At 60.7% G+C, this 25,447-nt stretch carries 24 protein-coding genes and 1 pseudogene; 22 read left to right on the top strand and 3 right to left on the bottom strand.

Translation table 11 applies throughout. From position 1 onward, the window contains the following. The first annotated feature begins 523 nt into the window (after positions 1-523). The 18 genes and pseudogenes from XcyCFBP4188_RS19800 to XcyCFBP4188_RS19720 all read left to right on the top strand — a co-directional run bounded on the left by XcyCFBP4188_RS19800 (position 524) and on the right by XcyCFBP4188_RS19720 (position 19,554). A complete protein-coding gene (locus XcyCFBP4188_RS19800; protein WP_104592696.1) occupies positions 524-3,154 on the top strand; it encodes a DUF3363 domain-containing protein in 2,631 nt (876 codons plus the stop codon). A gap of 4 nt (positions 3,155-3,158) precedes the next feature. After that, positions 3,159-5,216 (top strand): IncP-type conjugal transfer protein TraG, encoded by a 2,058-nt coding sequence (traG, locus tag XcyCFBP4188_RS19795; RefSeq protein ID WP_052758898.1) that lies wholly within the window; start codon positions 3,159-3,161, stop codon positions 5,214-5,216. Further along, positions 5,213-5,704, top strand: coding sequence for a hypothetical protein (locus XcyCFBP4188_RS19790; protein WP_104592691.1), 492 nt, complete (start codon positions 5,213-5,215; stop codon positions 5,702-5,704). The genes traG and XcyCFBP4188_RS19790 overlap by 4 nt, the downstream gene beginning before the upstream one ends. After that, a complete protein-coding gene (locus XcyCFBP4188_RS19785) occupies positions 5,701-6,708 on the top strand; it encodes an ATPase, T2SS/T4P/T4SS family (protein WP_233367064.1) in 1,008 nt (335 codons plus the stop codon). The genes XcyCFBP4188_RS19790 and XcyCFBP4188_RS19785 overlap by 4 nt, the downstream gene beginning before the upstream one ends. Positions 6,709-6,914: 206 nt before the next feature. Continuing rightward, on the top strand, positions 6,915-7,235 hold the full coding sequence (locus XcyCFBP4188_RS19780) for a TrbC/VirB2 family type IV secretion system protein (RefSeq protein WP_046932124.1): 321 nt from the start codon (positions 6,915-6,917) through the stop codon (positions 7,233-7,235). A 35-nt stretch (positions 7,236-7,270) separates the two neighbouring features. After that, positions 7,271-7,504: a VirB3 family type IV secretion system protein gene (locus tag XcyCFBP4188_RS19775; RefSeq protein WP_074053070.1), complete on the top strand. Its 234-nt coding sequence runs from the start codon at positions 7,271-7,273 to the stop codon at positions 7,502-7,504. 66 nt (positions 7,505-7,570) lie between these two features. After that, complete coding sequence (locus XcyCFBP4188_RS19770) at positions 7,571-10,141, top strand: TraG/VirB4 family ATPase (RefSeq protein ID WP_104592690.1); 2,571 nt, start codon at positions 7,571-7,573, stop codon at positions 10,139-10,141. A gap of 19 nt (positions 10,142-10,160) precedes the next feature. After that, complete coding sequence (locus XcyCFBP4188_RS19765) at positions 10,161-10,946, top strand: TrbJ/VirB5 family protein (RefSeq protein WP_104592689.1); 786 nt, start codon at positions 10,161-10,163, stop codon at positions 10,944-10,946. Next, positions 10,943-11,398, top strand: coding sequence for a hypothetical protein (locus XcyCFBP4188_RS22705; protein ID WP_146094068.1), 456 nt, complete (start codon positions 10,943-10,945; stop codon positions 11,396-11,398). Before XcyCFBP4188_RS19765 ends, XcyCFBP4188_RS22705 begins: the two co-directional genes overlap by 4 nt. 11 nt (positions 11,399-11,409) lie before the next feature. After that, complete coding sequence (gene trbL, locus XcyCFBP4188_RS19760) at positions 11,410-12,888, top strand: P-type conjugative transfer protein TrbL (RefSeq protein ID WP_104592688.1); 1,479 nt, start codon at positions 11,410-11,412, stop codon at positions 12,886-12,888. 6 nt (positions 12,889-12,894) lie between these two features. Then, the gene (trbF, locus tag XcyCFBP4188_RS19755) at positions 12,895-13,605 is read left to right on the top strand and encodes a conjugal transfer protein TrbF (protein WP_104592687.1); all 711 of its coding nucleotides are present in this window, start codon (positions 12,895-12,897) and stop codon (positions 13,603-13,605) included. Between the two features lie 25 nt (positions 13,606-13,630). Further along, positions 13,631-14,623 (top strand): P-type conjugative transfer protein TrbG, encoded by a 993-nt coding sequence (gene trbG, locus XcyCFBP4188_RS19750; RefSeq protein ID WP_104592686.1) that lies wholly within the window; start codon positions 13,631-13,633, stop codon positions 14,621-14,623. A 15-nt stretch (positions 14,624-14,638) separates the two neighbouring features. Then, positions 14,639-15,982, top strand: coding sequence for a TraB/TrbI/VirB10 family type IV secretion system protein (locus XcyCFBP4188_RS19745; protein ID WP_104592685.1), 1,344 nt, complete (start codon positions 14,639-14,641; stop codon positions 15,980-15,982). A gap of 70 nt (positions 15,983-16,052) precedes the next feature. Beyond that, complete coding sequence (locus XcyCFBP4188_RS19740; RefSeq protein ID WP_005997459.1) at positions 16,053-16,361, top strand: hypothetical protein; 309 nt, start codon at positions 16,053-16,055, stop codon at positions 16,359-16,361. A 10-nt stretch (positions 16,362-16,371) separates the two neighbouring features. Further along, on the top strand, positions 16,372-16,611 hold the full coding sequence (locus XcyCFBP4188_RS19735; RefSeq protein WP_075287821.1) for a hypothetical protein: 240 nt from the start codon (positions 16,372-16,374) through the stop codon (positions 16,609-16,611). A gap of 76 nt (positions 16,612-16,687) precedes the next feature. Then, positions 16,688-16,924, top strand: a pseudogene (locus tag XcyCFBP4188_RS19730) (hypothetical protein); the annotation flags it as partial. Positions 16,925-16,997: 73 nt separating this feature from the next. Then, a complete protein-coding gene (topB, locus tag XcyCFBP4188_RS19725) occupies positions 16,998-19,175 on the top strand; it encodes a DNA topoisomerase III (RefSeq protein WP_046932116.1) in 2,178 nt (725 codons plus the stop codon). A 181-nt stretch (positions 19,176-19,356) separates the two neighbouring features. Beyond that, positions 19,357-19,554 carry a hypothetical protein gene (locus XcyCFBP4188_RS19720; protein ID WP_223647137.1) on the top strand — a complete coding sequence of 66 codons (198 nt, stop codon included), beginning with the start codon at positions 19,357-19,359 and terminating at the stop codon, positions 19,552-19,554. A gap of 285 nt (positions 19,555-19,839) precedes the next feature. Here XcyCFBP4188_RS19720 and XcyCFBP4188_RS23145 read toward each other — a convergent pair whose 3' ends face one another. The 3 genes from XcyCFBP4188_RS23145 to XcyCFBP4188_RS19710 all read right to left on the bottom strand — a co-directional run bounded on the left by XcyCFBP4188_RS23145 (position 19,840) and on the right by XcyCFBP4188_RS19710 (position 21,754). Next, positions 19,840-20,460 (bottom strand): hypothetical protein, encoded by a 621-nt coding sequence (locus XcyCFBP4188_RS23145; RefSeq protein ID WP_006449589.1) that lies wholly within the window; start codon positions 20,458-20,460, stop codon positions 19,840-19,842. A gap of 650 nt (positions 20,461-21,110) precedes the next feature. Beyond that, positions 21,111-21,506: a type II toxin-antitoxin system VapC family toxin gene (locus XcyCFBP4188_RS19715; RefSeq protein WP_009602864.1), complete on the bottom strand. Its 396-nt coding sequence runs from the start codon at positions 21,504-21,506 to the stop codon at positions 21,111-21,113. Further along, positions 21,503-21,754, bottom strand: a complete 252-nt coding sequence (locus tag XcyCFBP4188_RS19710; protein ID WP_002804328.1) for an AbrB/MazE/SpoVT family DNA-binding domain-containing protein — start codon at positions 21,752-21,754, stop codon at positions 21,503-21,505. The genes XcyCFBP4188_RS19715 and XcyCFBP4188_RS19710 overlap by 4 nt, the downstream gene beginning before the upstream one ends. Positions 21,755-21,935: 181 nt before the next feature. Here XcyCFBP4188_RS19710 and XcyCFBP4188_RS19705 point away from each other — a divergent pair, with 181 nt between their 5' ends. The 4 genes from XcyCFBP4188_RS19705 (at position 21,936) to XcyCFBP4188_RS19690 (ending at position 25,280) form a co-directional block, all read left to right on the top strand. Further along, positions 21,936-22,502, top strand: coding sequence for a recombinase family protein (locus XcyCFBP4188_RS19705; RefSeq protein ID WP_074053064.1), 567 nt, complete (start codon positions 21,936-21,938; stop codon positions 22,500-22,502). Between the two features lie 161 nt (positions 22,503-22,663). Then, positions 22,664-23,734, top strand: a complete 1,071-nt coding sequence (gene xopH, locus XcyCFBP4188_RS19700) for a type III secretion system effector XopH (RefSeq protein WP_074066098.1) — start codon at positions 22,664-22,666, stop codon at positions 23,732-23,734. 359 nt (positions 23,735-24,093) lie between these two features. Beyond that, positions 24,094-24,558, top strand: coding sequence for a hypothetical protein (locus tag XcyCFBP4188_RS19695; RefSeq protein ID WP_104592683.1), 465 nt, complete (start codon positions 24,094-24,096; stop codon positions 24,556-24,558). Next, positions 24,555-25,280, top strand: coding sequence for a hypothetical protein (locus XcyCFBP4188_RS19690; RefSeq protein WP_104592682.1), 726 nt, complete (start codon positions 24,555-24,557; stop codon positions 25,278-25,280). Before XcyCFBP4188_RS19695 ends, XcyCFBP4188_RS19690 begins: the two co-directional genes overlap by 4 nt. Positions 25,281-25,447: the final 167 nt, after the last annotated feature.

The raw sequence follows: 25,447 nt of genomic DNA, 5'->3' as shown, positions 1-25,447 counted from the left end.
GTTTCTGCGAAGGGTGGGTTTGATCGGAGGGGGTGAGGGCGTCGGAAGGCAAAGGCGGAGAAGCGGAAAAGAAGGGCAAGATAAAAGTGTGTGTGGTATGTGGGTTTTAACTGACTATTTCTATTAGCTTTTTCTTACAACATTGCCGTTTAATCTTGTTGTAATTTACAACATAGTTTTTTAGGGCTGGGAGACGACCGTGGTCGGCAGTGAAAAGCGCAGTTCAGCAGGGCCAGACCAGGACGCTGGGAAGGGCAGTCAGGGTGCAAGCAGCACCGACAAGCCGCTGCGCGTTCGCCTGTCCAAGGGCCGCCAGGCGCGTAACAACTCCCAGGTCAACGAAGTCATCAGCCGTGTCAAAAGCGCTGCCAAACGGGCGGCACGGACCGGGCGCATTTCCGGCGCGACCACGCACCATGCTGGACGCGGCGCTGGCGTCAGGATCAACACCGGAAGCCGACAGCAGCGCGTCACCATCAAGGCCCGTGTGGTTGCAGCACCACGGGTCGGAGCAAAAGCCGCCATGCAGCGGCACGTGGACTATGCGCAACGCCACGGCGTAGACAAGGATGGTGGGCCGGCGCGCCCGTTTACCGACACGGGCGAACTCACGCGCGAGCAGACATCGCAGTTCGTGGATCGGGCAGAACCTGACCGGCATTCGTTCCGATTCATCGTCTCGCCGGAAGATGGCGCGAACTTGAATCTAGAAAGTTACACCCGCGATTTGATGCAACAGATGGAGCAGGATCTAGGGACAAAACTGGACTGGATGGCCGTCGCCCACCATGACACCGACAACCCGCACGTGCACATCATCGTGCGCGGGGTGGATGACAAGGGCGGCGACCTGGTGATTAGCCGCGACTACATCAGCAATGGCATGCGCGAGCGGTCACGTGAGCTGGCAACACGCGAGCTGGGATATCGGAGCGATATCGACATCTATCGCTCTGCTGCGAAGGAGGTCACGCAAGAGCGCTGGACGGGTCTGGATGCGTCCATGCTTCGGGAGCAGCAGAGCCGCGAAAGCGGCCTAATCCATGCCGGCAAAGTGCATGCAGATCCGTTCCGCAATGCACAGCGGCAATTGCGGCTACAGCGGCTGGCGATCCTGCGTGACCACGGCTTAGCCACCGAGCAGATGCCCGGTCGCTGGAAGATCCACGCGAATGCGCCGGAGGCGATGCGTGCGATGGCGCAAGAGCGCAGGCTAGCAACAGATCTCAAGCCGCACCTTGACGCCGAACGTAGCCGGCGTGGACTGCTGGCCGACAAGGACAGTCTGAAAGCTGCACCCGTGCAGGGTGTCATCCTTGATCGCGGATTGGCAGACAAACTGTCAGGCACCGAGTACGTCATCGTTGGCGGATTCGACGGCCAGGTGCATTACGCGACGCTTAGCATGCACTCAGAGCGACACATGCCTGAGCGCGGACGCATCGGCGACACCGTGGAGCTGGGCACCTACACGCCGCCAGCCGCCACGTCTGCGGACAAGAACGTGCTAAGGCGCTTGAAGAGCGGCGTCTATCTCCCGGACGCGCATCTGGCCGAGGTGAAGGCGTGGGACCCGAAGCGCTTGCCTGAGAATGCAACGCCAGAGTCCTACATCGATGCGCACGTCAATCGCATGGAAGCACTGGCGAGCCGAGGACATGTCACCAAGCTGCCTGACGGCACGTTCCGTGTGCCGCCAGACCTCTTGGCGCGGCTCGATGGTGATCCAGCCATTGCCCGTGACAAAAACTCGTTCGTGCGTCTGGACGTGAAGGCGCAAGGCTCGCTCAACCGCCAGAGCCAAGTCATCGGGCGCACGTTCCTTGACGACCAGCTGGCCGCTGGTCGCCTTGAGCAACTGAAGAACACCACTATCCGCACGCGCACCCAGGTGCAGTTCCTAGACGCACTGGAAGCGCGTGCCGACCGCCTGGTTGAGTTGCAGCTGGCCCAGCGCACTCCCGCTGGGGTGCGCCTGAAGGCCGGATTTGACGACGAGTTGCGCGACATGGAGCGCGCGATGGTGCAGAAACACCAGGTGGCGGGACTGTTGAAGCCGCATCTTCGAGCCGAGCGGAGCCAGAGCGGGCGACTGGCAGACGAAAAGAGCCTAGAGACATCTGGACCGGTCCAGGGCGTCATTCTCGACCGTGGGCAGGCCGACAAGCGAACGGGCGCCGAATACGTCGTCGTCGCCGGCTTCGACGGCCAGGTGCATTACGCAACGCTCAGTGCCCCGTCGGAGCGGCACCTGGTCGAACGCGGGCAAATCGGTGACACCGTGACCCTCGACAGCTACACGCCGCCGGTCGCCACGGCGGCAGACAAAAACGTGCTGCGGCGGTTGAAGGATGAGATCTATTCCCCTGAGGCGCACCTGGAAGAGGTCAAGGAATGGGACCCGAAACGTCTGCCCGGCAACGCAACGCCAGAGTCCTACATCGAGGCGCACGTGCGGCGCATGGACGCCTTGGCGTACCGAGGCCACGTGACCAAGTTGGAGGACGGCACCTTCCAGGTGCCGGTCGACCTGGTGGAGCGTGTCAACGCCGATCCCACACTCAGCGACCCCAAGCGCGCCTTTGTGCGCCTGGACGTGCTTGGGAAGGGGCCGCTGCCTCAGCAGAGCCAGGTCATTGCACGCACGTTCCTGGACGACCAGCTGGCCGCTGGTCGCCTTGAGCAGATGAAGGGCGCCACCAGCCGCACCCGCACGCAAGCGCAGTTCCTGGAAGCGCTGGAAGCGCGTACCGACCGCCTGGTCGCACTGCGGATGGCCGAGCGCACTCCTGCGGGCGTGCGCCTCAAGGCCGGCTTTGACGAAGACATGCGCGGCATGGAACTGGCCGATGCACAGAAACGGCTAGCGTCCAAGTACGGCCAGCCGGTCAATCTCGATGTGGCCCGCCGCTTTCAGGGCACCGTGGAAGCCATCGAGAACCTGCCCAGCGGCCCCCATGCGGTGATCGTGCAGAACGGAGCGTTTGCGGTGGTGCCGGCGAAAGATGGCCTGCAGGGCCAGCTCGGCAACACCGTCGCGGTGCAGCTGGCGAAGGGCCAGAGCATGAACCAGACATTCCAGTCGGTGCGCATCCGCTTCGCGGCAATGGATGTGCTGGACAAGGGCAAATCGTTAGGACTCACACGGAGTTAAACCGATGGCACCACAAAGCAAACAACGCGAGAAAACCCGTCACGCTGGCGGACTGCGGGGCGGTCCCATGGTCGCCTGCGTGGTCTGCATCTTTCTGGGCGTGTGGGCGGCGGGCCAGTACGTCGCCTATGCGCTGGCCTACCAGCCGCAGCTCGGTGCGCCCTGGTTCCAGATTGCAGGGCATGGCATCTATGCGCCCTGGTCATATTTTCCCTGGTTGTGGGATTACAACGCCTACGCCCCGGACATCTTCACCAGGGCGATCTACATCGTTGCCGCATTTGCAGCGATGGGCTTCGTCGCCATGGTGGCGGTGGCCATCTTCCGCACCCGCGCCCAGGAGACGGTCTTGACGCACGGCTCGGCGCGCTGGGCCGAGGCCAGGGAAATCGAGAAGTCCGGCCTGCTGGGTCAGGCCGGCGTGGTACTCGGCATGACCGAAGACGGTCAGTACCTCACCCACAACGGCCCGGAGCATCTGGAAGTCACCGCGCCGAGCCGGTCGGGCAAAGGCGTTGGCATCGTCGTGCCCACGTTGCTGAACTGGCAGGCGAGCGTGGTGGTCAACGACATCAAGGGCGAGAACTGGGAGCTGACATCGGGCTACCGGAGCAGGATCGGCTATGCGTTGAAATTCAACCCAACCCAGCGTGACACCTGCCGGTTCAACCCGCTGGCCGAGATTCGACCAGGCGATAACGAGGTGAAGGACGCCCAGAACGTTACCGACATGCTGGTTGACCCGGACGGCAAGGGCAAACCCGACCATTGGAGCAAGGAGGCCGACTCGTGGCTGCTGGCGGTGGTCCTCCACGTGCTGTACGCCGAGCCAGACAAGACCTTGGCAGGCATCGCTATGTTCCTGGACAACCCGGAACGCACGATGGAAGCGACGCTGCAATACATGCTCGACACCAAGCACCGCAACGGCAAGGTGCATCCGGTCGTTGCGATCGGAGCAAGGGCCATGCTCAACAAGAGCGCCAACGAGCGCAGCGGTGTGCATTCGACGGCGCGCAGCTTCTTCAACCTCTACTACGACCCCATCGTGGGTGCCGCGACCAGCGAAAGCGACTTCCGCATCATCGACCTGATGCGTGCGCCATACCCGCTGTCGCTGTATCTGATCAGTCCGCCGAGTGACAAATCACGTTTGCGGCCCTTGTTCCGGCTGATGCTGCAACAGATCACGCGCCGGCTGACCGAAGAATTGCACCCGGAAGGCAACAAGCATCGGCTGCTGTTGCTGGTCGATGAGTTCCCGTCCTTGGGCAAATTGGAGTTCTTTGAGGAAGGGCTGGGCTACGTCGCCGGTTATGGCATCAAGTGCATGATGATCAACCAGAGCTATAACCAAATCGTGAAATATTACGGACCAAGTAATACCGTCATGGATGGTGCACATATCCACGTGTGGTATGCGCCCAACACCGACGAGACGGCCAAGCGCATCAGCGATTCGCTCGGGATGACGACCGAGATTCACCAGCAGACCAACTACACCGGCGGGCGGTTGTCTGGCTGGCTGGGCCACGTAATGGTGTCCAACCAGGAATCAGCTCGCGCCCTGATGACCCCAGGCGAGGTGCGGGAAATGGACCCGGCCAAGAAGATCATCGTTGTCGCAGGCCTGCCGCCGATCATGGCCATGAAGATCAAGTATTACAGCGACAAACGGTTCTGCGACCTGGTGCCGCCGACTGACGAACGCGGCAAGGTGCTAGATCCGACCCACAAGTACGCACCGGTCGCCAACACCAGCGCCAGGCCATACCCCTACGGGCCGCCAGTCGCCGGCAACCCGTGGACCAAGCTTACCCCCGCTGTGGTGCCGGTCGCGGTGGCGGCCGCCCTGCAGCCGGCCGTCCAAGACTCCCGCGATCTGGACGCCACCCCCGAGCCGATGCCCGCACAGGAGGTGGCCGTCGAAGCCGCGCCCATGCTCGATGACGATATCGGCGCCGATGCCGACATCGACACCCATGAAATCACCGTCAGCCCCGTCGCCAAAGCCGATGGCATGGATGCAGCCGACGACGACATGGACTACATGCTCCCATGAAGAAATCTGACGGTAAGACCATCCTGCACACCCAGATCCAAACCCGACTCATCAACTTAGCCAAGCGCGAAGCCGTCGAACGCCGCATTCCGCTGCGCGCCGTTGTCGAGGCGGCGCTAGCAGAGCGCTACGACCCCGAACACGCCAAAGCCGAAGAAATGCTGGTCCTCAAGGAATTGAGGTCACTGCGCAACGAGGTGCGTAACGTGCACTTCGGCAATCAGATGCTGGTCGAGCTAACAACGCTTACAACCAAGAATCTGTTTGCACGCCTGCCTGCTGCCACGCCTGCCAGCAACGCGGCGGGCGAGGGCTTCTACAACGCCCTGATCGCGTCGGTGGAACGCGTTTTCAGCCAGCGACAGCCGCTGCTGGACAAGTTGACCGGCTCGTTGTTGCGCGCCCAGACCGATAGCGAGTTCGACGCCCTGGAACGGGCGACCGGACAGCCAGACGACGCCGATCCAGAACCCGAGGCAGCCCCATGAGCGCACCGATCCCCACCGCCATCACCCGACACAGCCGCCTGCTGGACATGATGAAATCCGCGCTCGGCGGTGCGATCGGCGAGCTGCTGGACGACCCGGCCGTTGAAGAAGTGCGGGTCAACCCCGATGGTCGGCTGTGGTACGCCAAGGACGGCCGGCGGATCTGCCACGACCACACGCTTGATGTGAACACGCGCATGCGCGTGATCAAGATCGTGGCCGATCACGTCGGCGAGATTGCCGATAAGGACAACCCGAGCTTTCCGGCCGAGCTGCCAGAAACAGGCTATCGCTTCCATGCTGTACTGCCGCCGGAATCACCCGATGGCCCGACGTTTGTGATCCGCAAGAAATCCAATCTGCGGCTCACCCTAGACGACTATGTGACCAACGGGCAGCTCACCCAGCGACAACGGGATGTCATCGTCAAGGCAGTCCATGACCGCGACAACATCGTGATCGTCGGCGGCAGCCACACCGGAAAAACCACCTTTGCCAATGCCGTCCTGTACGAAATGGGCCGCATCACCGGGCGGGTGATCACACTGGAAGACACGCTAGAACTGCGCGTGGAAGCTGATGAAGTCGTGCGCTTGCGCACCGTGCGGAATCGCGACCAGATCACTCGCAGCATGACGCACCTGTTGCGCGATACGCTGCGTATGACACCAGACCGTCTGATCGTCGGCGAGGTGCGTGGCCCGGAGGTCATGGACATGCTCGATGCCTGGAACACCGGCCATCCCGGCGGGCTATGCACCATCCACGCCAACAGCGCCAACGAAGCATTGGAGCGCATCGAGGACTTGCTCGTGCAAGGCGGGTTCTTGCCGGTTCCGCGCAAGATTGCGCGCACGGTGCAGATCATCGTGAGCATCGGGTTCGAGACAATCGAGGCGGACGGCGGTCAAAAGGCGGTGCGCCGCGTGCGTGAAGTACTACGCGTCACCGGCATCGAGCAGGCACCGGAAGGGTATGTCTACAAACTGATATCAGCCGAGTAGCTGAACAGTAGCGACGCGTCGGTGTTTTCCTACCCGGCGCGAAGAACAACTCCGACTGCGAAACCCGTCAAAGAACGGACGATGACGCTTGCCTGAAGACATTGCGACGGTGTGCAATGTTTTGTTACATTCAGGCATGTGGTGTGCAATGGTTTTGCAAACCATGTGAAGGGTAAGCATCAATTCCCCCAACCCATTCCAGGGACATGACGATGAAGCTCCGCAACACTCGCACTCTCCAGCTGCTGACGCTGGCGTTTTTCTTGTTGCCGGCTGCCGCCTACGCAAGCGGCACCGGCATGCCGTGGGAAGACTGGCTAGATCGGATTTTGAATAGCATCACCGGTCCCGTCGCCAAGGCGATTGGGGTGATCTCCATCGTTGTCTGTGGTCTCGGGATGGCGAACTCGGAAGGAGGCACCGGGATGAAAAAGCTGATGGCGGTCCTACTCGGCTTGTCGGTTGCCTTCAGCGCAAGCACGTTCTTCCTCAGCTTCCTTGGCTTCGGCGGCGGCGCGGTGTTCTGATCGTGGACGAACAAACCAACCCAGATGGCTATGAGGTGCCGGTACACCGCGCACTGTCCACACCCAGGCTTCTTGTAGGCATTCCGCGCGACATGGCCGTTGTCGCGTTCACGACGGCTGCAGCCCTCGTGCTTGGCCTGCAATCGTGGTGGAGCTTGCCGTTCTACATGGTCATCCACATCGGCCTGGTTCTACTGACCAAGTACGACACGCAATGGCCGGAGGCGTTGAAACGCGCGCTCCGCTTGAAAAACCACTACCGCGCATAGCGGGCTACCGGTCAGTGTTCCGCCCTTGCGGATCACTGACCGGCGGCATCCAGTGAAGGCCAACCCATGCAGCGACTTCCGAAATACAGCAACGAACCCACCGACATTGGCGATGTTCTGCCGTGGGCGTACCTGGTCGCCCCCGGCGTTGTGCTGAACCGCAACGCGTCGTTGATCACGACGCTGCGCTATCGCGGTCCAGACCTGGACTCCGCGACCAAGCACGAACTGATTGCAGTGTCGGCCCAGATGAACAACCTGTTCCGCCGCCTTGGCGACGGCTGGTATTTCCAGATCGACGCACAACGCGCCCCCAGCACCAGCTACCCCAGCGGCGAACACTTCCCCGATCCGATGTCCTATCTGATCGATGAAGAGCGCCGCAGCATCGCCGAGACGGGCGTGCACTTTGAGACTACGTATTACTTCACACTCGGATGGTTGCCACCCAAGGCACAGGAGAGTACAGCCCGCGCTTGGTTCTTCACGGACCCGGACGGGCAGCGCAAGAGTGCGGCCAACCGCAACCGGCAGACAATCAACGATTGGCTCGACAAGTTCGTGGTGGAGCGCGTTCGGCTCCTGGAAGCCTTCTCGGCCATCCTGCCCGAGGTGCATGCGCTCGATGACTCCGAGCTGCTGACCTACCTGCACGACACAATCAGCACCAAACGTCACCCGGTTGTACCTGGTGACGTATCCCAAGAGCTTTGCCGCGTGCTGCCCGACACCCCGCTGATCGGGGGCAAAGAACCGAAGCTGGGCAAACACCACTTGGGCATCATCACCGTGCGTCAGTTCCCGACGCAGACCATCCCCGGCATTCTGGATCGCTTGAACCGGATGGGCATGGCCTACCGGTGGGTGACGCGCTGGGTGGCCTTGGACAAGGCCACAGCCGATAAGGAAATGAAGAAGATCCAGCGCCAGTGGTTCAGCGGCCGCAAGTCCTTCATGGTCATTCTCAAGGAGCTAGTGAGCAAGTCGGAGTCAGCACTGGAAAATCCGGAAGCGCTCGCTAACGCGGCAGACGCCAACGCTGCAATGCAGGAAATCGCAGCAGAGGCGGTGGGCTATGGTTACTTCACCCAATCGCTGATCGTGCTTGATACGGATCCGCGAAGGTTGGAAGCCAAGCTGCGCGCGGTCGAGCGCGAAATCAATGGTCTAGGCTTTGTGACCATTGACGAAGCCCGCGACGGCAACGCGATCGATGCGTTTCTCGGCGCGGTGCCAGGCAACGCACAGCACAACATCCGCCGGCCGATGGTGTCCACCCTCAACCTCGCCCACGCCATGCCAAGTTCCAGCGTGTGGGCCGGGCCGCGCTATTGCCAGAACGATCTATTCCCCGGCAACCAGAATCTGGACCACGCCCCGCCGCACATGTTCGTGGTCACCGGGGAGACGACGCCGTTCCGCTTCAGTACGTATGTGGGCGACGTAGGGCACGCGATGGTCATCGGCCCGACCGGCGCCGGCAAGTCGGTGCTACTCAACTTGGCCGAGACACAGTTCCGTCGCTATGAAGCCGCGCAGGTCTACATCTTCGACAAGGGCGGCAGCTCCCGCATTACCACCGACCACGTGGGTGGCCACTTCTACGACCTAGGCGGTGACAGCAGCCCGGCGTTTCAGCCGCTGGCCCACGTGGACAACGACCAGGAGCGGGCATGGGCGCAAACATGGCTGATTGACATCATCGTGGGCGAAGGCGTCGAAATGACGCCGCAGCGTAAGCGCGCCATCTGGGATGCGCTCAACGAGTTGGGCGCAGACGACAGCCCGGTCGAGCAACGCACCATTTCAGGCTTTACCGTGCTAGTGCAAGATCCAGACATCAAGGAGGCCTTGCACCCGTTCACGGTGGACGGGGCGCACGGCTATCTGCTGGATGCAACGCACGACGACGTGTCGCTGGGCAGCTGGCTCGCGTTTGAAATGGAAGAATTGATGAACACCCCCCAGGTGGTCATGCCGGTGTTGACCTACCTGTTTCACCGCTTGGAGCAGCGCTTCGACGCGAAGCGGCCGAGCCTCCTGGTGCTCGATGAAGCATGGCTGTTCCTCGACCACCCAGCGTTTTCAGCAAAGATCCGCGAATGGCTCAAGGTGCTGCGCAAGGCCAACGTTGCAGTGTGGTTTGCCACGCAGAGTCTGGCCGACGTGGCGCAATCCAAGATCATGCCGACGCTGATCGAGGCATGCATGACCAAGATCTTCCTGCCCAACAGCAGCGCCCGAAACGACGAGGTGGCCAAGTTCTACCGGATGTTCGGTTTGAACGACAAGCAGCTGGACATTCTCGCCAGCAGCACGCCCAAACGCGACTACTACCTGACCAGCCCGCAGGGCAATCGGCTGTTCTCGCTCGGCTTGGGTCCGTTGGCACTGGCCGTTTGCGGCGCTACTGGAAAAGAGGCGCAGCGCGAAGCCATTGCCATCCGCAACGCCACCAGCACCACCAGAGAATTCAACGAAGCGTATTTAGCGCACCTGGTCAACAAGCACGACCAGGCGCAAGTGAGCAAACCCGCGAGCCAGCGCACGGCTTCGCCCCTGCAATGGGCGCTCGACTTCGTGCGCTCGGTTGATAGCAGTCCCGCACCATCCAGCAACACCACCATCCAAGCCTAAACCCAGCATGGAGAACGCTATGAAAATTCGTCGCGTCACCGCCGCACTGACCGTCGCCATCGGCTTAGCAGTTGCCGGCGGCTCAGCTATCTACGCGCCGCCGGCACAGGCGCTGGTCTGTGCCAATTGCAGCAATCTGGTAACCCAGCTGCTGCAACAGAGCCAAGAGATCAGCGCCTACGCCAAGCAAGTGCAGCAATACAAGACCCAGATGGATCAATTGAACTTGCAGATCCAGCAGGTCGCCAACGAGGCCCGCAATCTTGCCTCGCTGCCACGCAATGTGTTCGCCGAGTACCAGCAGGTTTACAACTCCTATAAGCAGAGCATCAACCAGCTGCGCGGGAGCATGGCGAAGCTGCAAAACACGCGCGACATGTTCGCCCAGCGCTATCCCCAAGTGACCAATGACGCGACCTTTCAGCAGCTTTCCGCGATGGTCGATCAGTGGCAATCGCAGGGCCGCGAGAACGTGGAGGACGCCCTCCACAGCGGCGCCGCCGTCCTGGACACCCTGGATAGCACCAACCAGCAGTTCGAGACGATGGGCCAGGCCTCGCAATCGGCGACGGGTGCCCTCGCTGCCACGCAGGCCGGTAACCAGATCAACATGCTGGTCGGCCAGGAAATGATGAAGCTCAACGCACAAACGGCGGCGATGAACCAAGCCGTGCTTGAGGAGCAGGCCCGGCAGATGGCAGGCGATCGCCTGACGCAGCGGAACATGGAGAACGCCTACGGCAGCGACAAAGCCTTCCAGAAATCTAGTGAGCCAGCTGCCAAACCCGTTGGAGAGTGGTGGTGAACGCCCGCGTCCTCGCCTCCGTCGTGCTTGCTGCTGTCTGCCTCGCCGGCTGCACAGCGCAACCCGATGTCGAGAAAGCAAAGCATGCAGAGCAGGCAGTCGCGGCAGGAAGTCCTTGCGAAGCGTCGTTCACCTGTGAAGCCCCAGCCGTACTTCCTAAGACGGTGCCGGCCAAATGCGGATGCGCATTGCTATTTGATGCCGAGTGCAGCGCGTTGATCGACACCACGTATGGAAAGAGCGCGGCCGACAACTTGAAGACTAGGTTGAATATGGCGCGCGCAAATGGCGATGCAGCACAACGTGCATGCCCTACACCAGGCCAACAAACATCCGCCCGCAAGCCCAAGCGGGCCGATGCGTTTGCACCTTCCACTGTGGAGCCGGCCAAACCGGTTTCACAGTGGTGGCCTGATGCGCAGACCAAGACGGCCCCTGTCACCAAGCAATAGGACGGATAGCGATGGACCCGACTACAACTGGCTTCCTCACACAGCTATTGCGAGCGTTCCAGAATGTGTTCGCCAACGGGTTTGGGATCATCACACCCCGCGCTCAAGCAATTCTCGGCACCCTAGCTGCAATCGAGATTGCGCTAGCTGCACTATTTTGGGCGCTGCGCGGTGAGGACTTCACCGCGCCATTCCTCCGCAAGCTACTGCGCATCGGCTTCTTTGCCTTCCTGGTGGCATCGTGGCCAACGTTGACCAAAGGCACTGCCGAAGGCCTCGCCCAGATCGGCTCACTAGCTGGCGGTGGAACAGGTGTGCCATTAGTCAATGACCCTAGCCGCATCCTTGATCAGGCAATGGTTGTCATCAAGCCTATCCAGGACGAAATTGCGCGCATCCAAGAGGGGCCGTGGTACCAGAAAATTGCCGTGCTGGCGGTTGTCTTCCAATACACGGTTGCGGAGCTGTTTGTATTAGGCGCGTTTTTCGTCTTAGCGCTAACCTGTTTGCTCACGCAGGTTGAGTTCGCCCTTGTCGCTGTATTGGGTCTGATCCTAGTGCCGTGGGGGATCAGCAATCACACAGCGTTTCTCGCGGAGAAGGCCATCGGCGCAGTGATTGCACAGGGCGTCAAATTGATGGTTCTGAGCTTCATCATTGCCGTCTACGGGCCGGTACTCAACACGTTCGCACTTAGCCCAGCCCCACCGTTGATGGTTACGTGGCTGCTGGCCGGCTCCGCGATTGTCATGGCAATCATTGCGGTGCATGCCCCAGCAGTGGCGGGTGGCTTGCTCTCAGGCTCGCCGTCATTGACCGCCGGCAGTGCGGCCGGCGTGGCAATCGGTGCCGGCGCAGCTGCGATCGGTGCCGGCGTTGGTGCCGCCGCGCTGGGCCGCATGGGCGCAGCCAGTGCAGCCAAGACCATCACCGCCGCTGGGCAGATCCACGGCGCTGGCAGTGCCGCCGCCGCGAACAGCACAGGAGCTGGTGCGGCCGCACTGAGTAATCCGGGTGTGCGTGGTGGCGTAATTGCTGGGCTGATGGCCGCAAGCACCACGCCGGCCGGCCAAGCCGCAGCGGCTGGACTTCAACGTGCCGCAAGCACCCGGCTAGGCCAGGCCGCTATGAAGTTCGGGTCAGCTGCCGCCGCCAACATCGATCGCGGTGTGTCAGCTGGTGCCAGCTACGCCGCAGCCGGTGTGACCCAAGCGGGCCGAATGGCCGCTTCGCCAGTCACCAATGCCGGCGCTGCCGTGAAAGATGCCTGGTCGCAGGGCGTGACGATGGGCGGCGGTGTTTCCCCGACCGCATCGTCACCGCCTGCGCCGCCCACGCCATCGCCGGAACGGCTGGAAGCGGGCAGGCAGCGATTCAGCGACGCAGCAACGGTCGCCAAAGCAACAACCACGGCTGTGAAAGGAGCCACAACCACCAGCAGTGGCGGTAGTGGGAACCCGACGATTGCCCCAACAAACGACGAGAGCTAACAACGCATGAGCAGCACCAAAGACCTACTGCAAACGCCCGTCGGCCAGCGTCCCAGCTCGGCGCCGATGTCCCCACACCACGATTCAGCGCGCAAGGGCTGGACAGACAAACTTGAGAAAGCGGAAAGCGACAAGCGCGCATGGCGCTGGCAAGCACTCGGCGGCTATGCGTTGTCGGTCGTGCTGGCCGGTGGACTCATTGCCCTCAGCAACCGGCCACCGCCCAAGCCGCTTATCGCGCGCATCAACACCGATGGCGCCCCGCAGGTTGTGGGCTATGCAAGCCCCAACTACACGCCCGGCTCGGCGGAAATACGCTACTTCCTCAAACATTGGGTCGAGCTAGTTCGCACCGTCCCGCTTGATCCGGTGGTTGTGAAGTCGGCATGGAGCGAGGCCTACAGCTTCATGACCCCGGCATCAGCAAACAAGCTCAATGCCGAAGCCCGCGTGCCGGGTTCGACCATGAGCAAGGTCGGCCAAGAAACCGTCACCACGCAAGTCACCTCCGTGGTGCCCGTGTCGGCCGACAGCTACCAGGTGCGGTGGGTGGAAACGAGCTTCACCGACCAGGGCCAGGTCAAAGAGCGGGCGACGTGGACCTCCACGTTCACCATCAAGCAAAGCACGCCCGACCCCAAGGTCGAGCTGGTGAACCCGCTTGGCTTGTTCATCACTGACTTCAATTGGCAGCGCGACATCGGTAGCGCCCCCTAATTTTTCGCCTACGAGTGCAAACACTATGCAAACCATGAAGACGCACATCCTGCCCCTGTTACTGCTGACTGCCGGCGCTGCCAACGCGCAGACTGCACCCCAAGTGCCTGCCATCACCAGCGCGCTCAATGACAACGCTACAGCCACTGCCAATGCGAACCCGTTGCCAGACACCGCAGCCACGTCTACGCCGGCATATGTGCCACCACCCGCGCAGCCAGAGCGGCTGTCTCCCCGTGTCGCCAAAGCGCGGTCGGACTTCGACAGCAAGCAGCGCGCCCAAGTGGCCGAGTACGTCGGCCAGGCGCGCCAGGTGCCAACGAGCAGCAGCACGGCGAACGTCGGCGGTCAAACAATCTTCACCTACCGGCCTGGTGCGCTTTACACGATCTATGTCGGCGCAGGCCGTCAGACCGTGATCGACTTCCAGCCCGGCGAACAGCTGACGGGCGAGGTCAATGGCTCGGACACTGTGCGGTGGCTGATTAGCCAGGTCACCAGCGGCACCGATGCCGGCGAGCAAGTGCACCTGGTACTCAAAGCCGTGGAGCCAGGTCTGACCAACGACCTGTTCATTGCCACCAATCGTCGCACCTACCTGGTCACTGCGCGCAGCGTGGCCGATTGGAGCATGCCGAGTGTGTCATGGCAGTACCCGATGGACACCTGGAAAGCGAAGCAAGCCGTCGCGGCCAAGCGCGAAGCGGTCGAGCCGGTGGCCGTGGCCCCGGATGCGCTTCACTTCAATTACGACATCAAGGGCGGCCGCTATTCCTGGAAGCCCATGCAGGTCTTTGACGACGGTGCGCAGACCTATATCCGCATGCCGGCCACGCTCAATGCGACCGACGCCCCGGCCCTGTTCCTGATCGAGAAGGGCGAACCGCTGCTGGTCAACTACCGCGTCAAGGGTGTGGCGAACGGCACTACCGGCCCGACCTACATCGTGGATCGCGTGTTCGATCGCGCAGAGCTGCGCGTCGGTGCTAAGCAGACCATCACGATCCGCCGTCGCTAATCAAACAGGTGCCGCATGCAGACCACGAACGGAACCCCGGCTGACGACGAACGCGATCCTGTTACTGGCGAGTCAGCCTCGCGGGGCTACACGCCGCCCCAGGACGCGCCCATTCCCTTGGGCACGCCGAAGCCGAAGATCAAGAGTTTGGACAAGAAGAAGGTCGGCATCATCGCCGGCATCGCGGGCATCCTGATCGCATTGGCGTTCGTCCAGGCTTTCACGCAAAAGCCCAACCAGAACAAAGCTAAGGATCAGCCGCCGACCACGAACATGGCGACCAAGCCCGAGGCGTTCAATGCGCTGCCGGGCGATTACGCCACGGCCGCACAGCAACGTGCAGAGCGTGCCCCGAAGCTGGGGCCACCGATGCCGGGCGAGGTCGGGCAAATGCAATACGAGGCCCAGCAGCAAGCCGAAACGCGCGCCTACGGCGGCGGTCGTGCACCGCCCCAGACAGCCGCGCAGCAGTTCGCCGCGCAGCAGGATCTACAGCGCCTGCAGCAGGCTGCCAACGCCCGCTACGCGAAAACCAGCTTCCAGCAGGGAGGTGCACCAAGTCAGGCCGGCAACATGAGGCCGCAGGCGTTCGGTGGGATGCCGCCCGAAGCGCCCGATGCTCTGCAGCAGCAGATGCTTGCCCAAGCAGCGGCGGCAGCTGCAGGCGCCAACGGCGGCGACAAGACCGGTCGCGATGACGCAAACCGACAGGACGACAAGCGCCAGTTCATGGACGAAAAGCGCGATACAGGCACGTTGCAATCGCGTCTGACACCGCCAGCAACGCCGACCGTCGTCAGTGCCGGCGTGCTGATCCCTGCCCTGTTCCTGACCGGCATCAATAGCGATCTACCCGGCCTGATCACCGCCCAGGTGTCACAGCCGGTCTACGACACCCCGACCGGCCGGTACGTGATCATCCCGCAAGGTTCAGTGCTGATCGGCGCATACGATTCGCGCGTCACCTTCGGACAGAACCGCGTATTGCTGGTGTGGCAGCGGTTGCGCTTTCCGAACGGGTCCAGTCTCGACCTGGAAGGCATGCCCGGCGTTGACCTATCCGGCTACGCTGGCGTGAGCGACAAGGTGAACAATCACTGGGGCAAGGTGCTGTCTAGCGTCTTGCTGTCCAGCACGGTTGCTGCAGCCGTTGCCACCGCTGAGGGCGACAGCTTCTCCTCTTTCCAGCGTGACGCCGGTCAAGCCGCGTCCCAAGGCGCGGCGCAGTCAATCAACCAGGCCGGCGCACAGCTGCTTCAGCGCAGCATCAACATCCAGCCGACACTGGAAATCAGGCCGGGCCAAAGGGTCGCGGTGATGGTCAACAAAGACTTGGCGCTGCCGCCCTATGGTCCGTGATCGCGATCTAACGTGTGCAATATCGATAAACTCCGCTGGCTTCACCAACCACCCAACGGAGCCAAAAGCTATGCCTGCAAAAGCCGCTCGGCGACAAGTTGTCGCGAACGTGGCCCCTAAGCAGATGAAAGCGATTGACCGCGATGCACAGCGCGCCGGACTCAGCCGACGCATGTTTATGCAACACCTCATGGAAGAATTTCTGCTTCAACCCACCACCCTTGTGGCCGGCGGGATCTATCGCAAGCTAGATCGCGAACGTCTCCGCTTCCACCTGTCCGTTCCACTGCACAACGCTGTCAGCAAATACGCCAAAAAGCTGGGCGTCACGATCAGCGTCGTCATCACCACCGCCGTAGCCAATCGCTACCCGCTCTAGGAACAACCACATGGCCCGTCAAACATCGGCACTGCCGAAAATCCCCGTCAAAACCGAACGTGTCACCAAGCGACTGCAATTCGACCCAGCGTTAGTCAAGCGCGTTGACGCCTTCTGCGACTTCTACGCGCAAACCGCTGGCGCAAAGCCAGATTGGAACGATGCAGCCGTTGCGCTGATCGACCATGCGCTAGAGCGCAATCGCGAGTTCGCCAAGTACCTCGCCGAGCAAGCCAAGCCGGCCGCATGACCGCACTGTGACGCCATCTGTTCGTGCGGCCGCCCACTCGGTGCGGTCGCACGCAACAACCCGCCGGAGTTAGCTCATGAACACACCCGCAAAGAGTCTGGGATATCGCATCGGCGAAACGCTCTACGCCATGTCGCAGTGGTCACGCCCTGCCCGCGCCAGCATCGTGATCGTCGGCATGCTCGCCGCCATCGTATTTTTCTGGCTGTCACTGCCCGCTGCGGCTGTCGCTATCGGGTTCCTCTCGCTGGCGATGTTCTGGCTGCTGTTGCCAACCGACACGCCAGCCGACAACGACACCGCCGCCAACGACACCGCCGCCAACGACACCGCCGCCAACGACACCGCCGCCAACGACACCGCCGCCAACGACCCGGAGCGCTGACATGCGTCTATGGATCTGCGAGAAACGCGACCAGGCCAAGAACATTGCCCCGCTGCTGGGCAACCCGAAACCTGGTCAGGGCTATATCGATACCGACGATGGGCGGGTCACGTGGGCACGTGGCCACCTCCTGGAGCAAGTGGCCCCACCGGGATACGACAAAGCGTGGGAAGCATGGAATTTCGACGTGCTGCCCATGATCCCCAGCGCATGGAAGCACAAGCCGACTGCTGACAAGGAGCGTGAGCTGGCCGTGCTGCTGGCCAACATCCCCAAGGCGACCGAAATCATCATCGCCACCGACTGCGGAGCCGAGGGCGAAGCAATCGCCCGTGAGCTACTGGACCACGCCGCCTATCGCGGACCGGTGCGCCGGCTGTGGTACTCCGCGCTCGATGCAGCAAGCCTCACCAAAGCGATCGCCAATCTGCGGCCAGGAGAAAGCAGCGAGCCGCTGTATTGGGCAAGCCAGGCACGCTCGCGCGCCGACTGGCTCATGGGCATGAATCTCAGCCGCGCCTACACCCTGCGATCCCGTGCCGCTGGCGGGAAAGGGCCGCGCCATGTGGGGCGCGTGATGTCCCCCACCCTCGCCCTGGTCGTGCGCCGTGATGCCGCCATCGCCGCGTTCCGCGAGGCGACCTATTACGACCTGGAAATCACCGCGCAAACAGCGCTCGGCGCCAGTGTGGTGTTGACGTATGCGCCCGTAGATGAGGGCCGGATCTTCGACCGCGCCGACGCCGAAGCTATCATTGCAGCCGCCACCGGAGCCAGCGGACCGCTCGCTGTCGCCCACGAAAGCAAGTCGCAGAAGCCTCCCGCCCTGATGACGCTTTCGCGCTTCCAGCAGCTGGCCTCGCGGCGATTTGGATGGAGCGCCAAAAAGACGCTCAACATCGCGCAAAGCCTGTACGACAAAGAGCTGACCAGCTACCCACGCACGCCGTGCATGGTGTTACCCAATGAGCAGGAAGCAGAAATCCCCCGTGTGCTGGAAACGCTCGCCCAGGTGCCAGGACTGGCGCGGCACGTGGCAGCACTGACCGTCAACAAACCCACCATCCGGCCCACTGTCTTCAACAGCGCCAAGATGGAAAGAGACAAAGCAGAACACCATGCCATCGTGCCCACGGGTGTGCCGCTCGCCAGCCGCACGCTCAGCGATGACGAGCAAACCGCCTTTCTGCTGATCGCGCAGCACTACCTTGCTGCGCTGCTGCCGGACTACACGTTCAACGAAACCCGCATGACGCTGGAAGTCGGCGGCGTGCCGTTTACTGCCACTGGCCGCGTTCCCACCGGCCAAGGCTGGAAATCCGTATTTGGCACGGACCCGGACAGCGAGGACGAGGACGACACGGCCACCCCTGCGCTGCCTGACATCCAGGACGGCACGCGCTGCACTGTCGCTGCGGCCGCACTACGGCCGAAGAAGACGCGACCGCCCAAGCGCTATACACAAGGCGACTTGATCGCTGACATGCTCGATGTCGGCAAGTTCGCCACCAACCCCGAAGTGCGCAAACGCCTGAAGGAAAACGCCGGCATCGGCACCGACGCTACGCGCGGAGACATCATCGAGAACTTGCTCGAGCGCGGCTACCTGGAGCCGCAAGGCAAATTCATCGTCAGCACGCCACTGGCGCGTGAGCTGATTGCCATGCTGCCGGCGCCGATCACCGACGCCGCCACTACTGCGTTGTGGGAGGAAAAGCTGGACGAGCTGCGCCGTGGCTTGGTGCCGATCGAAGCGCGCGACGAGTTCGTTTCCAAGGTCGCCGCCAACGTCACTCGCATCATCGACGCGGTGCGGGGCGATGCGACCAAGGCTGCCGCTAACCGCGTGCCCAGCGAAGGCCAGCTGCGCTATGCCCAGCTCATCGCAATGGAGTTGGGCGTCCCGCTGCCGGCCAACGCCGTCAGCTCCCACGTGGCCGTGCAGGCGTTCCTAGATGCCCACAGCGCCACCTATGGCAATTTGCCGCCCAGTGAGAAGCAGCTGGCCTACGCGGAGAAGCTGGCCGCCGAGAAGGGCGTGACCTTGACCGACGAGCAGCGGGGCGCACGTGCCGCGCTGGGCGCATTCCTGGACCTACACGCGCCCAAGAAGCCCAAGGCATCCCCCGCCAAGAAGACGACCACCAAAGCCGCGAGGAAGCCGAAAGCCAAAGCGTGATAGATGCCTTGTTGCATGCTTGCATGCAAGCATGCAAATCGGTAAAGTGGCTGTGTACACACATTGCACACCTAAGCACACGCAGGAGATTCAGATGGCCGTTATTTGCCGCACCCGACGCTACCGGGGCAGGTGCTAAATGAAGCTCCTGCGCCATCCTGCGTTAGCGCTGGTCAGGGGCATGATCGCAGCCGGTGGCTGCTGGCTAGCGCCGCTCCCCCTGATCTATCCGATGGTGACCACTGGCGAGTGGTCAGTTGCCCGCGTGTTGTTTGCGGTGCTGTTTGCAGTGCTTGGCCCATTGATCGGTCGCGTGATCGCACGCGCCACGCTGGCGAGCTGGCGCAACCGCCAGCCCAGCACCCCCCCTGCTGTCTGACTTGGAGATTGCACGATGACCAACACGCCTAACGCCGATGCCCCCATGCTTCCACCGGTTCCGGCCGTCAGCACCACCGTCCGGTGTGTCAGCTGCAACATGCTGCTGGCGACGGCATACCCAAACGACATAGCAATGACCGCGCCCGATACCCATCTTGCCTGTGCCTGCGGCGCTTGATCTTCTTGAGGGTCGGCCGGGATTCGTGAAAAAAACAGCCAAAAGTGAGCTAACTCGCTGTCAGTAAATGTCTTTTACACGAATCTCGGCCGACCCTCGATATCATCAACCCCGGAGTCGGCTCATAATAAAGTCGTCGGGATCCGGGAAATTGTCATCATCAGAATCAGATTGCACATCTCTAAGTAGTGCGCCCGCTTGTTCTGTAGAGACCTCGTACCCTGCAGCATGCATCTCTTTCTTGAACACCTGCGCATTTTTCCCGGGGGAGCTGTTTTTTGATCCAAGCACAAATTTTGAAGGAATCGACTGACCCGTCATGTATGCCGTGCCACCGGTCCTAGGATCCGAGATCAGATTGAAGCTACTTCTGACGCCGATGGTGCGTAATAGTGCGGGATTATTCATGTCAGCGAACATGGCAAAATCCTTGGCTTCTTTCTTGGAAGACGAAAAATAGTGATTTTTTGCGCTTTCTTCCTGCGCTGCAGAGCTTAAATTCATAAACATATTTGCGTTACCTCCTGCCGTCGCGCCGTCGCGTTTGTGTGATTTTGAAAATCCGTTCTCCCTAAGAGATTTTAAATGCGGATGCTTTGTCCCGTGATATAAAACACTGCTGTCGTAGACTTCTTTGGCTGCGTCCCTTAGGCCGCTCTCATGCTGGGACGACGAATCGAAATTAGAGCTCGATGCATGGCTAGTATTTCTGATGGACTTTGGCATTTTTAGATTGCATGGGGATGGAGGAGGGTGAAATATATGGGAACGCGGAATAAGATCGATACAAAAACTCTGATTGCAGGATTTGATTTCGCATCTCGTAAATCGGGCTTCGCTGCGGAGTACAGCGTTTCGTGCACTGGACCGGCCAGAGTTCCGTAGACACTCAGCCGTCGCTCTGCGCGTAGCGCCTTTCAAACTCTATCGGAGGGCCGGCAGGAAGTGGTGAAAAATTTCTGTGCTGACAGCGAGTTAGCTCGCTTTTGGCTGTTTTTTTACACGAATCCCTGCCGACCCTCAAACTGGCGATGGCTGCATAACTCCACTTCTGGAGTCCGCTAAAAGCGGGGGGATTACCGGACTAGGGCCACGACGATGCCGGCGATGGGCCGCTGTGGTCGGCTGTTGAACCGAGGAATCATCGGCGGCGTGGGAATCAGAGGTACATGACAATGGGGTTCAGCCGACATACGTGTAAAAATGACTCACAAGCTCGGATTTCACCCATTGCATCAGTGAGTTAGCGGATATTTCTGGGTAACAAAACTCCACTACCAACAGCGATTAGCTCACTTTTGGCTGTTTTTTACACGAATCCCTGCCGCCCCTTATCTTCGCGGCCAGTCGACGGAATTCGTTCATGCTCATGTCCGTCACAAAAGGCGCGTTGATTGCCCTTGCGCTGTGAGAAGTACCACCGCCTTCTTATCGAAGGAAACGAAGGTTTCCCCGCCAAGCCAGTTGCCTTCGTAGGCAATGACGCCATCGGCAAAGTCTCCGCCCGCGTCGAGCACCAGCAAGCCAGCCTCCACGGCAGGCCGGTTCACTTCCACATTCGCGGCGGCCAGTAGTGCCCGGATCGCGCTGGCCGCGTCGGCTTGCTGGAAGCCGTAGACACGCAGCAGCACCCAAACAAATTCGCATAGGCACGGCAACGCGACCGCGATCAACTCGGCGTCGGTCAAGACTGCGGCGGCAACGTCCGCTTGTGCGGGATCGTCACGCACAACCGCACGCACAAGGACGTTGGTATCGACTGCGACCTTCATTGCTTACCTGCCCAGCCTTGCGCCGCCGCCTCGTTGATTTCTTCGATGGTGGCAACCTTCTGCGTCCTGCCCGCGAGCAGGCCGACAAAGCTGGCTATCGTCCCTGCGGGCCGGGCCGCCTTGAGCACGCCCCGACCATCTGGCAGCAAGTTCAGTTCGATCTTGTCGCCTGGCCTGATGCCGAGGTGTTGCAGTACGTCCTTCCGAAACGTCACTTGTCCCCGTGCGGTAACGGTCAATGTGGTCATGGTGGTTTGCCCTCGCAACCCAAGGTTGATGCTTTGCATTGTAATGCAAAAACGCCTTACTTTCAATGTCCGTCAAACGATCATTAGGCGGTCATGCCGGACATTGTCCGGCAATGCGATTGTTTAATGGGTTGTCGGACATTATGATAGGCGGACGGAAAGGCGGACAGAAGGGGCGGTAATGGTACTGATCGGCTATGCGCGGGTATCGACGGCAGAACAGGACACCGCTTTGCAGACGGATGCGCTACGCAAGGCAGGCTGCGAGCGCGTTTTTGAGGACACGGCTTCTGGGGCCAAGGCCGACAGGCCCGGCCTGGCTGATGCGCTGGCCTACCTGCGCGCCGGCGACGTGCTGGCCGTCTGGCGTCTGGATCGGCTCGGGCGCTCGATGCAACACCTCATCGAGACAATCGCCGCGCTGCAAGCGCGTGGCGTCGGCTTCCGGTCGCTGACCGAAAGCATCGACACCACCACGCCGGGCGGACGGCTCATCTTCCACGTCTTCGGCGCACTGGGCCAGTTCGAGCGCGACTTGATCCGCGAGCGCACCAAGGCCGGGCTGACCGCTGCCGCCGCACGCGGGCGGAAGGGCGGGCGAAAGCCGGTTGTCACCGCCGACAAGTTGCAGCGAGCGCGGGAGCACATCGCCAACGGGCTTAATGCCCGAGAGGCCGCTAAACGGCTCAAGGTGAGCAAGACGGCTCTATACGCCGCGCTGCAATCCACAAGTGCAGCCGGCTCCTGACATTCCGTGCAGTCGTCTTCTGAGATGACAGCATCGAATCTCGATGCGAGCGGGCAGTGGAAGACCCATCGCCAAATGAAACATAAATTCTGTTAACAACAAAAAGGTCAATTCGCGCTGTGAAATACTACGAATCCATCGTTCATGTTTAATGAATACATATGCCTAATCCTGTCTCCAGGTCAAGTACATCATCAGTCAGTGGAAAAGGGAGTGATGATGCCGACGTCGTTGCAGACATTAAACAGGAAGCTGTTGTAGAACCTGGTAACCAATCGACACCTCACGGCCTTGAAGGTTTGGCCCCTCGGTCGAAGACCGCACGTGATTTGTCACTGATCAAAAAATTTAGTAATCCGTTGCCTCTCCCGCAGCGCCCAACAGAAATTCCTGTGCTGCAGTACGATAGAAGTCCAAGATCATCATCCGATAATTTCCGCTCTTCGGATGACTTTGATCTACCAGAATCCTGTAATCCGACCGGCTGGAAAGACTTGCACGTGTCAGGCAGCGGAAGTATCGCGTCCATAAGCCAAATTACTAGGTTAAATCCGTCTAGGGATCGCCCAGTGATAGTACTGGACGTTCGCGAAGAGTCTCACGCCATTGTTGGCGGCTATCCGGCCACCTGGCGGGCTCCTAACAACTGGGCCAATGTCGGGAAATCGCGTGAAGAAGTGCTTGCTGACGAGCATGAGAAGATCCGCGCGATTAAGTCGCAGGAAACAGTGCAGATTCTCCATCGCAAAGATGTCAAGAACGGTTTTCCAAACCCACGCTCAGTGAAATTAAGTAACCCTTCTATTTTTAGCGAAGAAGAGCTTGTGAGAAATGCAGGTGCTGAATATCTGCGTTTGACAGTAACAGACCATCTCGGACCACGTGCAGATGATATAGATGCATTTGTTAGAATGGAGAGGAACATGGCACCCCATGAGAGGCTGCATGTGCACTGCGGGGTCGGCCAAGGTCGTACAGGCATCTTCATTGCTATGCACGACATTCTGAGAAATGCCCACATTATATCGTTTGAAGACATCATCAAGCGGCAACTGGCATTTAATCCGGGTCGAGCGCTAGATTTTAATAAAGATGTCTCCCACGAAGGGCGTTCAGATTTTCGTAATGATAGATTGGAACTTATTTCCTTGTTTTACGAGTACGCCAAGTCAAATCCAAACGGGCAACCCTCTTTATGGTCCGAATGGCTTAGAGCGGCTAACAAAACGTAGCGAGCAGGCCTCAGGTGGATGTGGATATAAACCGCAGTCGCTTTGGCGATGGTCACATGGAGCTTCCTGCGGACATGAAAAAACCGCCTTGCGGCGGTTTTTTTCGTCCCAAGCCGTTACCCAACTGAATGGGGCGACAGGTGAGGAGTGGTAGACAGAACTGTAACCGATGCTTCCTGGCGATGCAAGGATGCATAAACCCCCGTCATGCGACTGCCCGACCGCCCTGCTGGGCCAGGCAGCCATCGTGCCAGTGCGTGGAATTGGCCGTTATGTCCGCCAGGCCCCTCGCCGCGAGAGTGCTTGCAGCGCAGCTCCAAATGATCGAGCATCAAACATCACTGTTTGATAGGTCGATCATGACATCACCCATGTCCATCACCACCTTGGCCGCCCTCGCCAGTGCCGGCGTGCTGCGTGCCGTGCAGCTGGTCGGCCAGGTCGGCGGCTACGCGGTGATGGTGCGCGTGGGCCAAACCGAAAAGCAACTGACCGGCCAGCGTGGCGAGCCACGCGTGTTTGCCTCGCTCGACACCGCCGCCACCCAGCTGCTGGCGCTCGGGGTGACGGTGTTCGAGGTGTTGCCGGCCAACTACGTGCGTGCCCCGAAGGTCTACCGGCGCGGTCGCCCGGCCGCGTTGAAGGCGTTGGACAAGCTCCAGCGCCAGGCCAAACCCGCCAAGCCCAAGCCGGCCAAGAAGCCGGCCGGCGCGGCGGCGGTCGCCACCGCCGCCAACATCCTGCCCAGCGATCGGGCGCAGCTGAAATTACCCGGCCTGCCGCGCACCCGCAAGACCGCCCGCACCGCTGGTGCCGGCGCATGAGCGCCACCGTCCCGGTGGAAGGCATGACATGGGATCTAGGAGCCTTGCGCGAGGACGTCATGGCGGCGTTTGGCCCCGACCAGCGGCGACTTGTAGCGCAGAGCATCCAGTCCGTGAGTGACCGGCGCAGGTTCAGTGCCTATCACTACCAGGAGGCCATGCGGATCATTGCCGCCAAAGTGGACGGCCGGCCTGGCGATGAACTGTTGCCGATCATGATGGGAGTCGATGACAACGACACAGGCTCATTTGAAGATGCCAGGTTTATTGCTTATGCCAACATCGTTGCCTGCATGCATAGCATGCGCTCGGTGGCGGATAACTTGGTGCACCTAGTCTATTACGCCACCGGAATGAATCGCGATGCGGCGACCTGCATCAAGAAAGAGCAGTACATTACGTGGGAGACTGTCCGTAAAAATCTGATCCCAGCTGCCGTTAAAGCGGAGTTGGATGCGCTACATGAGCATGCCGATTTCAAGTACCTCCGTGCGCTCGACAACCATTGCAAACACCGCAGCATCGTCGATATTGGCTATGCGATCAGCTTCACTGAAGAAACGCACGGCCTGCGCATCAAAGCCTTCACCCATGATGGGATCGATCACGCTCCCCAGTGGGTCAGGCCATTTCTCACATCCGAATATCAACGTCAGGACGCGGCGATCATGCGTGCAGGCAATCATCTAAACGGCTACGTGGCGCAATGCCGCAAGGACTGACGCCGTGCAGCGACAGCCAGTAATGGAATTGCCCGGTCTGTCCGCCGATCAGCGATGCCGGCACAAGGCCGGCATCAAGTGTCGTTAGGGAACCTCTGAACAACGCACCACAGATACGCGACACTACCCGCCTATTGTTGAGGAGTGATCCATGCAACTGACGTTCG

The sequence above is a fragment of the Xanthomonas hortorum pv. cynarae genome, assembly GCF_002939985.1.
GTDB lineage: Bacteria > Pseudomonadota > Gammaproteobacteria > Xanthomonadales > Xanthomonadaceae > Xanthomonas > Xanthomonas hortorum_D.
Note: the sequence above shows the minus strand (reverse complement) of the source record. Positions and strands in the feature narration are given on the sequence as shown.

Excerpts from the sequence above, each read along its gene's own strand:
- traG (WP_052758898.1), top strand. The coding sequence starts at position 3,159 with ATGGCACCACAAAGCAAACAACGCGAGAAAACCCGTCACGCTGGCGGA.
- XcyCFBP4188_RS19765 (WP_104592689.1), top strand. The coding sequence starts at position 10,161 with ATGAAAATTCGTCGCGTCACCGCCGCACTGACCGTCGCCATCGGCTTA.
- XcyCFBP4188_RS19800 (WP_104592696.1), top strand. The coding sequence starts at position 524 with ATGCAGCGGCACGTGGACTATGCGCAACGCCACGGCGTAGACAAGGAT.
- XcyCFBP4188_RS19770 (WP_104592690.1), top strand. The coding sequence starts at position 7,571 with ATGCAGCGACTTCCGAAATACAGCAACGAACCCACCGACATTGGCGAT.
- XcyCFBP4188_RS19720 (WP_223647137.1), top strand. The coding sequence starts at position 19,357 with ATGATCGCAGCCGGTGGCTGCTGGCTAGCGCCGCTCCCCCTGATCTAT.
- XcyCFBP4188_RS19745 (WP_104592685.1), top strand. The coding sequence starts at position 14,639 with ATGCAGACCACGAACGGAACCCCGGCTGACGACGAACGCGATCCTGTT.
- trbG (WP_104592686.1), top strand. The coding sequence starts at position 13,631 with ATGCAAACCATGAAGACGCACATCCTGCCCCTGTTACTGCTGACTGCC.
- XcyCFBP4188_RS19740 (WP_005997459.1), top strand. The coding sequence starts at position 16,053 with ATGCCTGCAAAAGCCGCTCGGCGACAAGTTGTCGCGAACGTGGCCCCT.
- trbL (WP_104592688.1), top strand. The coding sequence starts at position 11,410 with ATGGACCCGACTACAACTGGCTTCCTCACACAGCTATTGCGAGCGTTC.
- XcyCFBP4188_RS19785 (WP_233367064.1), top strand. The coding sequence starts at position 5,701 with ATGAGCGCACCGATCCCCACCGCCATCACCCGACACAGCCGCCTGCTG.
- XcyCFBP4188_RS23145 (WP_006449589.1), bottom strand. The coding sequence starts at position 20,460 with ATGCCAAAGTCCATCAGAAATACTAGCCATGCATCGAGCTCTAATTTC.
- XcyCFBP4188_RS19715 (WP_009602864.1), bottom strand. The coding sequence starts at position 21,506 with ATGAAGGTCGCAGTCGATACCAACGTCCTTGTGCGTGCGGTTGTGCGT.
- XcyCFBP4188_RS19690 (WP_104592682.1), top strand. The coding sequence starts at position 24,555 with ATGAGCGCCACCGTCCCGGTGGAAGGCATGACATGGGATCTAGGAGCC.
- XcyCFBP4188_RS19790 (WP_104592691.1), top strand. The coding sequence starts at position 5,213 with ATGAAGAAATCTGACGGTAAGACCATCCTGCACACCCAGATCCAAACC.
- XcyCFBP4188_RS19735 (WP_075287821.1), top strand. The coding sequence starts at position 16,372 with ATGGCCCGTCAAACATCGGCACTGCCGAAAATCCCCGTCAAAACCGAA.
- XcyCFBP4188_RS19710 (WP_002804328.1), bottom strand. The coding sequence starts at position 21,754 with ATGACCACATTGACCGTTACCGCACGGGGACAAGTGACGTTTCGGAAG.
- xopH (WP_074066098.1), top strand. The coding sequence starts at position 22,664 with ATGCCTAATCCTGTCTCCAGGTCAAGTACATCATCAGTCAGTGGAAAA.
- topB (WP_046932116.1), top strand. The coding sequence starts at position 16,998 with ATGCGTCTATGGATCTGCGAGAAACGCGACCAGGCCAAGAACATTGCC.
- XcyCFBP4188_RS19705 (WP_074053064.1), top strand. The coding sequence starts at position 21,936 with ATGGTACTGATCGGCTATGCGCGGGTATCGACGGCAGAACAGGACACC.
- trbF (WP_104592687.1), top strand. The coding sequence starts at position 12,895 with ATGAGCAGCACCAAAGACCTACTGCAAACGCCCGTCGGCCAGCGTCCC.
- XcyCFBP4188_RS19780 (WP_046932124.1), top strand. The coding sequence starts at position 6,915 with ATGACGATGAAGCTCCGCAACACTCGCACTCTCCAGCTGCTGACGCTG.
- XcyCFBP4188_RS19695 (WP_104592683.1), top strand. The coding sequence starts at position 24,094 with ATGACATCACCCATGTCCATCACCACCTTGGCCGCCCTCGCCAGTGCC.